Source organism: Bacillus sp. FSL R5-0560 (assembly GCF_037966305.1).
Classification (GTDB): Bacteria; Bacillota; Bacilli; order Bacillales; family Bacillaceae; genus Bacillus; species Bacillus mojavensis.
In genome coordinates this window covers 2,940,538-2,955,527 of the sequence record NZ_CP150195.1, presented here as the reverse complement: position 1 = coordinate 2,955,527, position 14,990 = coordinate 2,940,538, and the positions used below count along the sequence as shown (strand labels likewise).

Sequence of the window (14,990 nt, the reverse complement as noted above, 5' to 3'; positions counted from 1 at the left end):
GTCCTATTGTTATGTTTATTCACGGTCCGGCTGAATATGAATACATTCATTTTAAAGGAGGGATGACGCATGTTTACACAAGCGAATTTATTTTTAATATTACTCTTGGCTATTGCACTTATCGCAAAAAATCAATCGCTGCTTTTTGCTGTATCCGTCCTTTTGATCATCAAAATCGTGGGACTTGACCAAAAATTTTTTCCGACTATCCAGTCAAAAGGCATCAACTGGGGCGTGACCGTCATCACAATAGCTGTTCTTGTACCAATCGCCACAGGAGAGATTGGATTTAAACAGCTTGGTGAGGCAATGCGTTCTTCTTATGCATGGATTGCATTGGGGGCGGGAATTGCCGTTGCGCTGATTGCCAAAAATGGCTTAACCCTGCTGGAAAATGACCCTCACATCACCACTGCTCTTGTTATCGGAACCATACTTGCAGTCGCGCTTTTTGGCGGAGTCGCAGTGGGTCCGCTGATCGGAGCGGGGATTGCTTATATTGCGATGCAGCTCGTAAAACTGTTCACTTCATGAAAAAAAGCGGCTTGCTGCCGCTTTTTTTCATGCCGAAAACCCGCAAATAAAGGCGTTTTTTCGGGAAAATCATAAAATGAAAAAAAAAATTATAGGTAAACATTTAACAAATGTCTGATTATTGTTTATAATAGGAATAGGCACAAACTTAAAAAAGCTTATAAGAATTTGTTATGTTCTTTCATAAGCAAAGGGTTTCAGCACCAGCAGGCTGTAAAATGTAAGCATTTTCTTTTGGGGGGAGAAATACTTACAACATGCTTTTTAAGTTAGCCTCATGTTTTTACAACACTCTTAAAGGGGAAATTTATTGAAAAGGAGATGTTATATATGACAGCGACACGCGGTCTTGAAGGGGTTGTAGCAACAACATCATCTGTTAGTTCGATTATTGATGATACCCTTACATATGTGGGGTATGATATCGATGATTTGACAGAGAATGCGAGTTTTGAAGAAATCATTTACTTACTTTGGCACTTAAGGCTGCCAAACAAAAAAGAGCTTGATGAGTTAAAACAGCAGTTAGCAAAAGAAGCTGCCGTTCCGCAAGAAATTATTGAGCACTTCAAATCTTATTCCCTCGAAAATGTTCATCCCATGGCTGCTCTTCGGACAGCGATTTCTTTACTAGGCCTGCTTGACAGCGAGGCTGATACCATGAACCCGGAAGCCAACTACAGAAAGGCGATCCGCCTTCAGGCAAAGGTGCCTGGTCTGGTTGCAGCGTTTTCCAGAATCCGCAAAGGTCTTGAGCCTGTTGAACCAAGAGAAGACTACGGCATTGCCGAGAATTTTCTCTACACATTAAACGGTGAAGAGCCTTCGCCAATTGAGGTTGAAGCTTTCAACAAAGCGCTGATTTTACATGCCGATCACGAGCTGAACGCGTCAACGTTCACAGCAAGGGTCTGCGTCGCAACACTTTCTGATATCTATTCAGGCATTACTGCCGCAATCGGCGCACTGAAGGGCCCGCTTCACGGCGGAGCTAACGAAGGCGTCATGAAAATGCTGACAGAAATTGGCGAAGTGGAGAATGTCGAGCCTTTCGTTCGCGCCAAGATGGAAAAGAAAGAAAAAATAATGGGCTTCGGCCATCGCGTTTATAAGCATGGCGATCCACGCGCCAAACATTTAAAAGAAATGAGTAAACGCCTGACCAACCTGACTGGCGAAAGCAAATGGTATGACATGTCGATTCGCATCGAAGAAATCGTGACATCAGAAAAAAAGCTTCCGCCTAACGTTGATTTTTATTCCGCTTCTGTTTATCACAGCCTCGGAATTGACCATGACCTGTTTACACCGATTTTTGCTGTGAGCAGAATGTCCGGCTGGCTCGCTCATATCCTTGAGCAGTATGACAATAACCGCCTGATCCGCCCGCGTGCAGATTACACAGGCCCTGACAAACAAACTTTTGTTCCGATTGAAGAAAGAGCCTAAAGAACCATGGGAGGCTGGCTTATGGTAATGAAGTTAGCCTCTTGTTCAGAACATCAAAGATAGTTTACACTTTAGAATGTTAAGAAAAATCATTTTGTTTTCTATATAAGAAAAATAAAATGTTTTCTAAATATGAATTACATACTGGGAGGTTTTTATTGTGGCACAAGGTGAAAAAATTACAGTCTCTAATGGAGTATTAAACGTACCAAACAACCCGATTATCCCGTTTATTGAAGGAGACGGAACCGGTCCTGATATTTGGAATGCGGCTTCAAAAGTTTTGGAAGCCGCAGTAGAAAAAGCATATAAAGGTGAAAAGAAAATCACGTGGAAAGAAGTTTATGCCGGAGAAAAGGCTTATAATAAAACAGGTGAGTGGCTTCCTGCTGAAACATTAGATGTCATCCGCGAATATTTCATCGCGATTAAAGGCCCGTTAACGACACCTGTCGGCGGCGGTATCCGTTCATTGAACGTAGCGCTAAGACAAGAGCTTGACCTATTCGTTTGCCTGAGACCTGTAAGATATTTTACTGGAGTCCCGTCCCCGGTAAAACGCCCTGAAGATACTGATATGGTCATCTTCCGTGAAAATACAGAAGATATTTACGCAGGCATCGAGTACGCAAAAGGCTCTGAAGAAGTGCAAAAGCTCATCAGTTTCCTGCAAAATGAATTGAATGTCAACAAAATTCGTTTCCCTGAAACGTCAGGTATCGGTATTAAGCCTGTTTCTGAAGAAGGAACAAGCCGTCTGGTCAGAGCGGCAATTGATTATGCGATTGAGCACGGCCGCAAGTCTGTAACGCTTGTACACAAAGGAAACATCATGAAGTTCACGGAAGGCGCCTTCAAAAACTGGGGCTATGAGCTTGCAGAGAGAGAATACGGCGAAAAAGTCTTCACATGGGCTGAATATGACCGCATTGCTGAAAAAGACGGAAAAGACGCCGCTAATAAAGCGCAAAGCGAAGCAGAAGCAGCAGGCAAAATCATTATCAAAGACAGCATTGCTGATATTTTCCTTCAGCAGATTCTGACACGTCCAAGCGAATTTGATGTTGTTGCAACAATGAACCTTAACGGAGACTATATTTCTGACGCTCTTGCGGCGCAAGTAGGCGGAATCGGTATTGCTCCTGGTGCGAACATCAACTACGAAACAGGACATGCGATTTTCGAGGCGACACATGGAACGGCTCCTAAATACGCCGGACTTGATAAAGTAAACCCATCTTCAGTTATTCTTTCAGGTGTGCTGCTTCTTGAGCATTTAGGATGGAATGAAGCGGCTGATTTAATCATTACATCTATGGAAAAAACAATCGCTTCTAAAGTCGTAACTTACGATTTTGCCAGATTAATGGACGGCGCGACTGAAGTTAAATGTTCAGAGTTCGGAGAAGAATTAATTAAAAACATGGACTAAGCTAGGAAAAAGCCTAAAATTAGCCATAAAGGAGAAGAGAGACATGGGAAATACTCGTAAAAAAGTTTCTGTTATCGGAGCAGGTTTTACCGGAGCGACAACAGCTTTCTTAACCGCTCAAAAAGAGCTGGCGGACGTTGTTCTCGTTGATATCCCGCAATTGGAGAACCCGACGAAAGGAAAAGCCCTTGATATGCTGGAAGCCAGCCCGGTTCAAGGCTTTGACGCGAAAATTACGGGTACATCTAATTATGAGGATACCGCGGGTTCTGACATTGTTGTCATTACAGCCGGTATCGCAAGAAAACCTGGTATGAGCAGGGATGATTTAGTCTCTACAAACGAAAAAATTATGAGAAGCGTAACACGAGAAATCGTGAAATATTCTCCTGACTCTATCATTGTGGTTTTGACAAACCCTGTTGATGCAATGACATACGCAGTATATAAAGAGTCTGGCTTCCCGAAAGAGCGCGTGATCGGCCAATCTGGTGTGCTTGATACGGCAAGATTCAGAACGTTTGTGGCTGAGGAATTAAACTTGTCAGTGAAAGATGTGACTGGTTTTGTTCTCGGCGGACACGGTGACGATATGGTGCCGCTTGTACGTTATTCTTATGCTGGCGGTATCCCGCTTGAAACCCTCATTCCAAAAGACCGGATTGACGCCATTGTGGAGCGCACAAGAAAAGGCGGCGGCGAGATCGTGAATCTTTTAGGAAACGGAAGCGCGTATTATGCGCCTGCGGCTTCTCTGACAGAAATGATCGAAGCGATCTTAAAAGATCAGCGCCGCGTCCTTCCGACAATTGCTTATCTTGAAGGGGAATACGGCTATGAAGGCATTTACCTTGGTGTTCCGACAATTGTCGGCGGAAACGGACTTGAACAAATCATTGAGCTTGAATTGACAGAGTACGAAAAAGAACAGCTGAATAAATCAGTTGAATCTGTCAAAAATGTGATGAAAGTATTATCCTAAAATAAAAAGAGAAAGGCTGGTTTAATCGAAGCCTTTCTCTTTTTATTAAGAAATGAAAGCGCTTCCTTATATTCCTCAGCTGCCTCTTGTATTTTTCTTTTAAAATGATGTAAAAGGCGAATTGTCGGAATGTCCGGCTTTCGATAAAATAAAATCATGAAACATGGTAAGATGACATAAAATAGAGAAATAGGATGTCGGGGAATTAAGATACTGGAGGCACAGCATGAACAAGAAAATTTTAGTTGTGGATGATGAAGAATCTATCGTTACACTTTTGCAGTACAATTTGGAGCGATCAGGCTATGAGGTTATTACTGCTTCGGATGGAGAAGAAGCACTCAAAAGGGCGGAAACAGAAAATCCTGATTTGATTGTGCTAGATGTGATGCTTCCAAAGCTGGATGGAATTGAAGTATGCAAGCAGCTGAGACAGCAAAAACTCATGTTTCCTATTTTAATGCTGACAGCGAAGGATGAAGAATTTGACAAAGTATTAGGGCTTGAGCTTGGTGCTGATGATTATATGACCAAGCCTTTCAGCCCTCGAGAAGTCAATGCAAGAGTAAAAGCTATTTTAAGGCGTTCTGAAATGGCTGCACCCTCTAATGACATGAAAAACGAGGAAACCGAAGGGCAGATTGTTATCGGCGATTTGAAGATCCTGCCCGATCACTATGAAGCTTATTTTAAAGAAAATCAGCTTGAGCTGACACCGAAAGAATTTGAGCTGCTTTTGTATTTAGGCAGACATAAAGGCAGAGTGCTGACGAGAGATCTGCTTTTGAGCGCTGTCTGGAATTACGATTTTGCTGGAGATACAAGAATTGTTGATGTGCATATCAGCCATCTTCGAGACAAAATTGAAACGAATACAAAAAAACCGATCTATATTAAAACCATTAGGGGATTGGGGTATAAATTGGAGGAGCCAAAAATGAATGATTAAATATCGTGTGCGCCTTTTTTCTGTGCTCGTTGTCTGTATGATTGTGGTGTTTAGTGTACTCGGGCTGTTTTTACAGCAGCTCTTTGAATCTTCTGATCAAAAAAAATCGGAGGAACACATTGAAAAGGAAGCCAAATGCATGGCTTCGCTGCTTGATGCCGGCAATCTGAATGACCAGGCAAATGAGAAAGTCATTAAAGATGCAGGCAGTGCGCTTGATGTAGAAGCCTCCGTTATCGATACAGAAGGAAAGGTGCTGTACGGGTCTGACGGCAGCGCGGCGGATTCTTCGCAGGTGCAGGCGCTTGTCTCCGGTCATGAGGGAGTTCTCGCGAAAGAGGAGAATATGCTTTATTATGGGCTTTCGCTTAGGAGCAAAGGCGAAAAAACGGGGTATGTGCTGCTTACTTCCCGTGAAGAAAGCTCAGGTCTGAATGGCGAGATGTGGGGCATGCTGACAGCCAGTCTTTGTACCGCTTTTATTATTATTGTTTTCTTTTATTCTAATATGACCTCTCGCTACAAAAGATCTATTGAAGCAGCCACAAACATGGCAACAGAGCTGTCCAAGGGGAATTACGATACCCGTACATACGGCGGTTATATCAGGCGTTCTGACAAGCTTGGCCGTGCCATGAACAGCCTTGCCGTTGATCTGATGGAAATGACGAGGACGCAGGAAATGCAGCGCGACCGTCTGCTGACTGTGATTGAAAACATCGGCTCCGGGCTGATTATGATTGATGGAAGAGGTTTTATCAATCTCGTCAACAGGTCTTACGCGAAGCAGTTTCATGTCAATCCGAATCAGATGCTGCGCCGTCTTTATCATGATGCATTTGAACATGAAGAAGTGATCCAGCTTGTCGAAGACATTTTTATGACTGAGACGAAGAAATGCAAGCTATTAAGACTTCCGATCAAAATTGAAAGGCGATATTTTGAAGTGGACGGCGTTCCTATTATGGGGCCGGATGATGAATGGAAAGGGATCGTGCTCGTTTTTCATGACATGACGGAAACGAAAAAATTAGAGCAGATGAGAAAAGATTTTGTGGCCAACGTTTCTCATGAGCTGAAAACACCGATTACATCGATCAAAGGGTTTACGGAAACGCTATTAGACGGGGCGATGGAGGATAAAGAGGCGCTTTCAGAATTTCTCTCGATTATTTTAAAGGAAAGCAAAAGGCTTCAATCATTGGTGCAGGATTTGCTAGATCTTTCTAAGATTGAGCAGCAAAACTTTACGCTCAGCATCGAAACGTTCGATGCAGCGAAAATGCTGGCTGATATTGAGACGCTGCTTAAGCATAAAGCGACGGAGAAAGGTATCTCTTTACAGCTGAACGTTCCGAAAGACCCTCTCTATGTAGCGGGCGACCCGTACCGGCTAAAACAGGTGTTTTTGAATCTCGTAAACAATGCATTAACCTATACACCGGAGAAGGGATCGGTAGCTATCAATGTCAAGCCGGGTGAAACAGAGATTCAGATTGAAGTTTCCGATACCGGGATCGGCATCCAGAAAGAAGAAATCCCCCGCATCTTTGAACGGTTTTACCGCGTTGATAAAGACAGAAGCAGAAACTCAGGAGGGACCGGTCTCGGTCTTGCGATTGTAAAGCATTTAATAGAGGCTCATGAAGGGAAAATCGATGTGACTAGCGAGCCGGGCCGCGGTACTGTGTTCACTGTGACGCTGAAGCGGGCTGCTGAAAAGCCTGTCTAATGTTTACAAAGCTTTAACAATATCTTCATGCACTGTTAAACCTATGCTGGTAGGATGTAGTAGAACCCCTTCATCCAAGGAGCCAATTTTGACGGCGGGAACCTTTTTGTGTTCCCGTCCTTTTTTGTGTGTTCTCATCGGTTCGCGTATTTTCCTTTCAAATTGAACTTTGTTAAAATAAGAGAAGCTATAGACTATTATTATGAGATGAATGGAAGCAGGAGCTGTTGCTTCTTAGGAGGATATTGAATGACGGAACGAAAAAAATTAGTGCTTGTAGACGGAAACAGTCTGGCTTACCGGGCGTTTTTCGCATTGCCGCTGTTAAGCAATGATAAAGGAATTCATACAAATGCAGTTTACGGTTTTGCGATGATTTTGATGAAAATGCTTGAGGATGAAAAGCCGACGCATATGCTGGTTGCGTTTGATGCCGGGAAAACGACGTTTCGCCACGGCACATTTAAAGAGTATAAAGGCGGAAGACAGAAAACCCCGCCTGAGCTTTCAGAACAAATGCCGTTTATCCGCGAGCTGCTTGATGCCTATCAAATCAGCCGCTACGAACTGGAACAATACGAAGCTGACGACATTATCGGCACACTCGCGAAATCGGCTGAAAAGGAAGGCTTTGAGGTAAAGGTTTTCTCGGGAGATAAGGATTTAACACAGCTGGCAACAGATCAGACGACGGTTGCCATTACGAGAAAAGGAATTACCGATGTTGAGTTTTACACACCAGAGCACGTCCAGGAGAAATACGGACTCACGCCTGACCAAATTATTGATATGAAGGGTTTAATGGGGGATTCCTCTGACAACATCCCGGGTGTGCCGGGTGTCGGGGAGAAAACCGCGATTAAGCTGTTAAAGCAATTCCATTCTGTTGAAAAGCTGCTCGAATCAATTGATGAGGTAAGCGGAAAAAAACTCAAGGGAAAGCTTGAAGAATTTAAGGATCAGGCCTTGATGAGCAAGGAATTGGCGACGATTATGACCGATGCGCCGATTGAGGTATCCGTTTCCGGCCTGGAATATCAAGGCTTTAATCGTGAACAGGTCATTGCCATCTTTAAGGACCTTGGGTTCAATACGCTTCTTGAACGGCTCGGGGAAGACGGTGTAGAGGCGGAGCAGGATCAGTCCCTAGAAGAAATTGATGTTAAAACAGTCACCGACGTGACTAGCGATATATTGGTTTCTCCATCTTCATTTGTCGTTGAACAGATTGGCGATAATTATCATGAAGTGCCAATTCTCGGATTTTCGATAGTGAACGAAACGGGAGCCTACTTTATTCCAAAAGACGTTGCTGTCGAGTCTGATGTGTTTAAAGAATGGGTGGAAAATGACGATCAGAAAAAATGGGTCTTTGACAGCAAGCGGGCTGTCGTGGCTTTGCGCTGGCAGGGCATTGAGCTGAAAGGTGCGGAGTTTGATACGGTTCTTGCCGCTTATATCATTAATCCGGGCAATTCGTATGACGACGTTGCCAGTGTGGCTAAGGATTACGGCTTGCATATCGTTTCAAGTGATGAATCAGTTTACGGCAAGGGAGCAAAACGCGCCGTGCCGGCAGAAGGCGAACTGTCTGAGCATCTCGTCAGAAAGGCTTTAGCCATTCAAAGCCTCCGGAAAAAGCTCGTTCAGGAGCTGGAGAACAACGATCAGCTTGAGCTGTTTGAGGAGCTAGAAATGCCGCTGGCGCTTATTCTCGGAGAAATGGAATCAACAGGCGTTAAGGTTGATGTTGACCGCTTAAAACGAATGGGAGAAGAACTGAGCGCCAAGCTGAAGGAATATGAAGAAAAAATTCATGAGATTGCGGGCGAACCGTTTAATATCAATTCTCCTAAACAGCTCGGTGTCATATTGTTTGAAAAGATCGGCCTGCCAGTTGTGAAGAAAACGAAAACAGGCTATTCAACATCTGCTGATGTGCTTGAAAAGCTGGCTGACAAACATGATATTGTCGACTATATTTTACAGTACAGACAAATAGGCAAGCTGCAATCGACATACATCGAAGGGCTTTTAAAGGTGACAAAAAAAGATACACACAAGGTGCATACACGCTTTAACCAAGCCTTAACGCAAACAGGGCGCCTCAGCTCGACTGATCCAAACCTGCAAAACATACCGATCAGGCTTGAGGAAGGGCGCAAGATCCGCCAGGCCTTTGTTCCGTCTGAAAAAGACTGGCTCATTTTTGCGGCTGATTACTCGCAAATCGAGCTGCGGGTGCTTGCCCACATTTCAAAGGATGAAAATTTGATCGAAGCCTTTACAAACGATATGGATATTCACACAAAAACAGCAATGGATGTGTTCCATGTCGCTGAGGATGAAGTGACATCGGCGATGAGACGCCAGGCGAAAGCGGTCAACTTCGGGATCGTATACGGCATCAGTGATTACGGGCTTTCACAGAATCTCGGCATTACGAGGAAAGAAGCCGGGGCATTCATCGACCGATATTTGGAAAGCTTCAAGGGTGTCAAAGCGTATATGGAGGACTCGGTGCAGGACGCGAAGCAAAAAGGCTACGTAACCACGCTGCTGCATCGCCGCCGCTATATCCCTGAACTGACGAGCCGAAACTTTAATATCCGCAGCTTTGCGGAGCGGACGGCAATGAATACACCAATTCAAGGAAGTGCCGCGGATATTATTAAAAAAGCCATGATTGATATGGCAGCCAAGCTGAAAGAAAAGCAGCTGAAGACAAGGTTGCTGCTTCAAGTGCACGATGAACTGATTTTTGAAGCGCCGAAGGAAGAAATTGAAATACTTGAAAAGCTTGTTCCAGAAGTGATGGAGCATGCGCTTGCATTAGATGTGCCGTTAAAGGTGGACTTTGCTTCAGGCCCATCCTGGTACGATGCGAAATAAACAGAGATAAAGGAAGTGATGGATGTGCCGGAATTACCAGAGGTTGAAACCGTCCGGCGCACTCTGACCGGGCTTGTTAGAGGAAAAACAATCAAATCGGTAGAGATCAGATGGCCGAATATCATCAAACGGCCTGCCGAACCGGAGGAATTTGCGCGAAACTTAGCGGGAGAAACCATCCAGTCCATCGGAAGACGGGGAAAGTTTTTACTGTTTAACTTGGATCATTATGTCATGGTCTCCCACCTTCGTATGGAAGGAAAGTACGGCCTTCACCAAGAGGAGGAGCCGGACGATAAACACGTGCATGTCATTTTTACGATGACGGACGGAACCCAGCTGCGTTACAGGGATGTTCGGAAATTCGGAACCATGCATTTATTTAAACCGGGAGAGGAAGCAGGGGAGCTGCCGCTTTCTCAGCTCGGACCCGAACCGGATGCAGAAGAATTTACGAGTGCGTATTTGAAAGCGCGGCTGGAGAAAACAAACCGAGCTGTCAAAACTGCTCTTCTGGATCAGAAAACGGTCGTCGGACTCGGAAACATTTATGTGGACGAGGCTCTGTTCAGAGCGGGCGTTCATCCCGAGACAAAAGCAAATCAGCTGTCAGATCAAAAAATCAAAAAACTTCATGCTGAAATTAAAAATACCCTTCAGGAAGCGATTGATGCCGGCGGAAGCACTGTCCGGTCGTATATCAATTCCCAAGGAGAAATCGGAATGTTTCAGCTGCAGCATTTTGTGTACGGAAAAAAAGATGAGCCCTGCAAAAATTGCGGAACAATGATTACAAAAATTGTCGTCGGAGGCAGAGGCACGCATTTTTGCGCCAAGTGCCAGAAAAAATAGAATAATGCTTCATCGTCCAAGCTGTCGGTGCATATATCAGTAGCTCTGTTATAGAGGAAGTGCCGTTTTTCGGAAACACGGATTTATCACTTTTCCATATACATGATTGTGATGAATCTCCGGGCATTTAACATCTGATACAAGAGCACCAACAGAAAGGAAGAAACGAATATGCAAATGGTTTCTATACTGCTGCTGGCGTTAGCTGTCAGCTTGGACAGTTTTTCAGTCGGATTTACGTATGGATTGCGAAAAATGAAGATACCGCTAAAGGCCATTATCGTCATTGCCTTCTGTTCCGGCACTGTTATGTTTATTTCCATGCTGATCGGAAGCTTTCTCACCAAGTTTTTTCCCGTATATGTGACTGAGAAGCTTGGCGGGTTAATATTGGTTGGAATCGGCGTATGGGTTTTATACCAATTTTTCAGGCCGGCAAAAGACAAAGAATACCTATTGCATGAAAAAACACTGCTTAATTTAGAGGTTCGGTCATTGGGCATTGTGATCCATATTTTGAGAAAACCGATGAGTGCGGATATCGACAAATCTGGTGTGATTACTGGAATTGAAGCGGTGTTATTGGGATTCGCCCTGTCGATTGATGCCTTCGGAGCAGGAATGGGAGCGGCCATTCTCGGTTTTTCTCCCATTGCGATGAGCATAACCGTCGCGATTATGAGTTCGCTGTTTGTGTCAGTCGGCATTAATGCCGGACATATTCTGTCTAAATGGAGATGGATTGATAAAATGGCATTTTTGCCGGGGCTTTTGCTGATCACGATCGGGCTCTGGAAATTGTAAAAAGGAGTGGATCTCTTGACCTTAGTCATTGGTTTAACGGGAGGAATAGCAAGCGGCAAAAGTACGGTTGCCAATATGCTGATAGATAAAGGAATCACTGTCATAGATGCGGATATTATTGCAAAACAAGCGGTAGAAAAAGGGATGCCGGCCTACCGGCAGATCATTGACGAATTTGGTGAAGACATTCTGCTCGAAAATGGTGATATAGACAGAAGAAAGCTTGGAGCGCTGGTCTTTACAAATGAACAGAAGCGTCTTGCTTTGAATTCAATTGTTCATCCTGCGGTCAGAGAGGAAATGCTCAAGCGGCGTGATGAGTCCATCGCAAATCAGGAGACATTTGTGGTATTAGATATCCCGCTATTGTTCGAAAGCAAATTGGAGTCTTTAGTTGATAAAATTATTGTGGTCAGTGTGACAAAAGAGCTTCAGCTTGAGCGTCTGATCAAGCGCAACCAATTGACGGAAGAAGAAGCGCTTAGCCGGATCCGCTCCCAAATGCCATTAGAGGAAAAAGTGTCAAGAGCGGATAACGTAATAGACAACAGCGGCACACTCGAAGAGACAAAACAGCAGCTTGAGGAAATTCTCAGCTGCTGGGCATAACAAAACACCGTTCATTGATGAACGGTGTTTTTGTGATTAAAAATCGAAATTGTCCGGATCAGGACCGACGCGCAGATTTTCATTCAACGCATCAATTCGGTTCATGTCTTCCTGTGATAATTCAAAATCAAATATGTTCGCGTTCGCTTTAATTCGATGTTCCTTTGTTGATTTAGGAATGGTGATGATGCCGTGCTGTAAATCCCAGCGTAAAATGATTTGCGCGACGGATTTGTTATAAGCTTGCGCGATGTCTGTCAGTTCGGGATGATCAAGCAATTGCCCCTGCATTAAAGGTGACCATGCTTCCATTTGTATGCCTTGCTTTTTGCAATAAGCCATCAGCTCTTTTTGTGTGAGACGCGGGTGGAATTCCACTTGGTTGATCATAGGCTTCATTTCAGCATCCTTCAGCAGATCCTCCAGGTGATGGATTTGGAAATTGCTCACACCGATCGCTTTGACACGGCCTTCTTTATACAAGGTTTCAAGCGCTCTCCAAGCTTCTTTGTATTTGCCTTCAACAGGCCAGTGAATGAGGTATAGATCTAAATAGTCCAACCCGAGTTTTGACAGGCTTGTTTCAAATGCAGCCAATGTTTCCTCATACCCTAAATCTGCATTCCACACTTTTGATGTGACAAATAAATCCTCTCTGGTGATGCCGGCTGCTTCAATTCCTTGACGGAGACCTTCCCCGACTCCCGCTTCATTTCCATAGATAGCGGCAGTATCAATACTGCGGTAACCGTGAACAATGGCGGTTTTCACGGCATTGACGAGTTCTGACCCTTCTTCCACTTGGAATACACCGAGGCCGAACCACGGCATTTTCACCCCGTTATGAAGTGTTGCTGTTGCTTGTAAATGTGTTGTCATGTTTGTTTCCTCCTTATTGAAATGTTAGGCTGCCTGCCGATCCTGTTTTTCCAGAAGGCGGCTCCAGCCTGTTATGATAACGGCTCCTGCTACCATTAAAGCTCCAATCCATGCGGTATGAATCAGTCCGATGGAATCAGTAATTACGCCTCCCAAAAATGATCCTAGGGCAATTCCTGCGTTAAATGCTGCAATATTAATCGCGGATGCTACGTCTACTGCGCTCGGTACAAAACGTTCAGCCAGCATGACGACATATACTTGCAGGCCGGGCACATTCATAAAGGCCAATAAGCCCATAAAGAGAATCGTAATGAGGCCAGCAATTTTATAAGGAGCCGTAAATGTTAACGTAAACAGGACGAGCGCCTGAATGATAAACATATAAAACAGCGCGCCGATCGGATTTCGATTGGACAGCTTTCCGCCAATCATATTGCCGATGGCAATGGCAACTCCGTATACGAGCAGGATAATGGCTACCGTGCCGGCCTTAAAGCCTGTCACTTCCTGAAGCAGGGGAGACAGATAAGTGAACACAACAAATGTCCCTCCGTATCCTAATGCTGTTATGACAAATAAAAGCAGTAAACGGCCATTTGTCACAAGCTTGAATTGATCCCGCATCGTTGTTTTCGTCCCTTTTCGTAAATTGGAAGGGACAAGAATGCCATTTGCAATGACAGCGATAATGCCGACGGCAATAATAACCATAAAGGCGAACCGCCAGCCGAGCTGCTGGCCGATAAACGTGCCGAAAGGAACGCCGGTAACGGTTGCGACGGTAAGTCCTGTAAACATAATGGAAATCGCACTCGCCCTTTTATTTTCAGGGACAAGATCGGCTGCGATTGTCGAGCCGATCGACATAAACACACCGTGTGAAAAAGCGGATATCACACGTGCTGCTAATAGAACTCCGATGCTGGAGGCTGACGCGGCCATCGTATTTCCGGCGATAAATATGATCATGATCCAAAGCAATAGCGTCTTTCGTGACATGCTTGAGGTCAATGAAGTTAAAATAGGCGCGCCGAACGTAACGCCAAGTGCGTATAGGGAGACGGTCAATCCTGCTGTTGTTACAGGAATGTGTAAATCGTCAGAAATTAACGGCAAAAGGCCGATGCTGATAAATTCGGTTGTCCCTATCGCGAATGCACTAATGGCGAGAGCCAGAAGTGCAGGAATGCTGCTTTTATTGGCTGAAGTCATTCATGTTCCTCCTTTGCTGTTATGTGTTGTATGATTGAAATTCTGCCGAGCAAGCTATATAAATATAAAGAGCAGATTCAAATCAGCCGGCAAATGTGAGTATGAAAGATATCATCAAAAAAGAAAAGTACGTACTTTTAAGTGCTATAGTCACTTTTTGGTGCCTGTAAGGAGAGTGAACCGCATGGAGAGGAAAAAATATAACATTTCAGTTGAAGCGACTCTTGAAGTAATCGGCGGGAAATGGAAATGCGTGATTTTATGCCACCTGACGCACGGAAAAAAACGAACAAGTGAGTTAAAACGGTTAATGCCGAATATTACTCAAAAAATGCTGACCCAGCAGCTGCGTGAGCTGGAAGCAGACGGTGTCATTAACCGGATCGTGTACAATCAGGTTCCTCCTAAAGTGGAATACGAACTGAGCGAATACGGCCGCAGCTTAGAAGGCATATTAGATATGCTCTGTGCTTGGGGAGCGAACCATATAAACAAGATATACGGCGATACTTTCTCGGTATTAGAAGAAAGTGTGCTCAATGATAAATTGAAACAGGAATCATAAGAAAATAAAGCAGGCAGTGCGCAGCGCTGGCTGCTTTTTTTATTCTTCATCCTCATATTTTGTGCAAGAAAACGCACGATACATCATAAATTAGCG

The 14,990-nt window shown here is 44.4% G+C and carries 12 protein-coding genes and 1 pseudogene; 11 read left to right on the top strand and 2 right to left on the bottom strand.

What is annotated here, in order from left to right:
• Positions 1 to 69: 69 nt before the first annotated feature.
• The 10 genes and pseudogenes from NST56_RS15630 (at position 70) to coaE (ending at position 12,235) form a co-directional block, all read left to right on the top strand.
• Entirely contained in the window at positions 70 to 534 is a 465-nt protein-coding gene (locus NST56_RS15630) for a DUF441 domain-containing protein (RefSeq protein ID WP_010335274.1), read from the top strand.
• 330 nt (positions 535 to 864) lie between these two features.
• Entirely contained in the window at positions 865 to 1,983 is a 1,119-nt protein-coding gene (gene citZ / locus NST56_RS15625; RefSeq protein ID WP_010335272.1) for a citrate synthase, read from the top strand.
• Between the two features lie 160 nt (positions 1,984 to 2,143).
• Positions 2,144 to 3,415: an NADP-dependent isocitrate dehydrogenase gene (gene icd / locus NST56_RS15620; RefSeq protein ID WP_010335271.1), complete on the top strand. Its 1,272-nt coding sequence runs from the start codon at positions 2,144 to 2,146 to the stop codon at positions 3,413 to 3,415.
• Between the two features lie 43 nt (positions 3,416 to 3,458).
• Positions 3,459 to 4,397 carry a malate dehydrogenase gene (gene mdh, locus NST56_RS15615; RefSeq protein ID WP_010335270.1) on the top strand — a complete coding sequence of 313 codons (939 nt, stop codon included), beginning with the start codon at positions 3,459 to 3,461 and terminating at the stop codon, positions 4,395 to 4,397.
• A gap of 226 nt (positions 4,398 to 4,623) precedes the next feature.
• Positions 4,624 to 5,346: a two-component system response regulator PhoP gene (gene phoP, locus NST56_RS15610; RefSeq protein WP_010335269.1), complete on the top strand. Its 723-nt coding sequence runs from the start codon at positions 4,624 to 4,626 to the stop codon at positions 5,344 to 5,346.
• Complete coding sequence (locus tag NST56_RS15605; RefSeq protein ID WP_339177636.1) at positions 5,339 to 7,078, top strand: ATP-binding protein; 1,740 nt, start codon at positions 5,339 to 5,341, stop codon at positions 7,076 to 7,078. The genes phoP and NST56_RS15605 overlap by 8 nt, the downstream gene beginning before the upstream one ends.
• A 249-nt stretch (positions 7,079 to 7,327) precedes the next feature.
• Entirely contained in the window at positions 7,328 to 9,970 is a 2,643-nt protein-coding gene (gene polA / locus NST56_RS15600) for a DNA polymerase I (RefSeq protein WP_339177633.1), read from the top strand.
• Between the two features lie 24 nt (positions 9,971 to 9,994).
• Positions 9,995 to 10,822, top strand: coding sequence for a DNA-formamidopyrimidine glycosylase (gene mutM / locus NST56_RS15595; RefSeq protein WP_010335266.1), 828 nt, complete (start codon positions 9,995 to 9,997; stop codon positions 10,820 to 10,822).
• 153 nt (positions 10,823 to 10,975) lie between these two features.
• Positions 10,976 to 11,626 (top strand): annotated as a pseudogene (gene ytaF / locus NST56_RS15590) (sporulation membrane protein YtaF); the annotation flags it as partial.
• A gap of 15 nt (positions 11,627 to 11,641) precedes the next feature.
• Positions 11,642 to 12,235, top strand: a complete 594-nt coding sequence (coaE, locus tag NST56_RS15585; protein ID WP_268505236.1) for a dephospho-CoA kinase — start codon at positions 11,642 to 11,644, stop codon at positions 12,233 to 12,235.
• A gap of 36 nt (positions 12,236 to 12,271) precedes the next feature.
• Here the strand turns inward: coaE and NST56_RS15580 are convergent, their stop codons facing one another.
• Together NST56_RS15580 and NST56_RS15575 are read right to left on the bottom strand one after the other, a co-directional pair.
• Positions 12,272 to 13,114 carry an aldo/keto reductase gene (locus tag NST56_RS15580; protein WP_168748504.1) on the bottom strand — a complete coding sequence of 281 codons (843 nt, stop codon included), beginning with the start codon at positions 13,112 to 13,114 and terminating at the stop codon, positions 12,272 to 12,274.
• Between the two features lie 24 nt (positions 13,115 to 13,138).
• Complete coding sequence (locus NST56_RS15575) at positions 13,139 to 14,329, bottom strand: MFS transporter (RefSeq protein ID WP_339177628.1); 1,191 nt, start codon at positions 14,327 to 14,329, stop codon at positions 13,139 to 13,141.
• 184 nt (positions 14,330 to 14,513) lie between these two features.
• On the opposite strand from NST56_RS15575, the gene NST56_RS15570 reads away from it, so the two are divergent.
• Positions 14,514 to 14,894: a winged helix-turn-helix transcriptional regulator gene (locus tag NST56_RS15570; protein ID WP_339177626.1), complete on the top strand. Its 381-nt coding sequence runs from the start codon at positions 14,514 to 14,516 to the stop codon at positions 14,892 to 14,894.
• Positions 14,895 to 14,990: the final 96 nt, after the last annotated feature.